The following is a 234-nucleotide window of genomic DNA, read 5'->3' on the forward strand; positions in this document are numbered from 1 at the left end:
ACACACATACTCAATGCTTTCCATAATCAGCGCAGCGGCATGGCGTTCGCCCAGATGTTCAAGCATCTGTACCGCGGTCCAGAAAGTGGCAATGGGGTTCGCAATCCCTTTGCCGGTGATATCAAATGCGGAACCATGGATCGGTTCGAACATGGAAGGGAAGCGGCGTTCAGGATCAATATTCGCGGTCGGCGCTACGCCCAGACTACCCGCCAGCGCGCCAGCCAGATCGGA

General features: G+C 56.4%; 1 protein-coding gene. It reads right to left on the reverse strand.

The window, feature by feature from the left end; translation table 11 throughout:
* The coding region (locus GJQ66_RS13880) for an isocitrate/isopropylmalate family dehydrogenase (protein ID WP_268866103.1) at positions 1 to 234 on the reverse strand (234 nt) is incomplete at both ends.

Source organism: Microbacterium sp. ZXX196 (assembly GCF_009709595.1).
In the GTDB taxonomy this organism is placed as follows: domain Bacteria; phylum Actinomycetota; class Actinomycetes; order Actinomycetales; family Microbacteriaceae; genus Microbacterium; species Microbacterium excoecariae.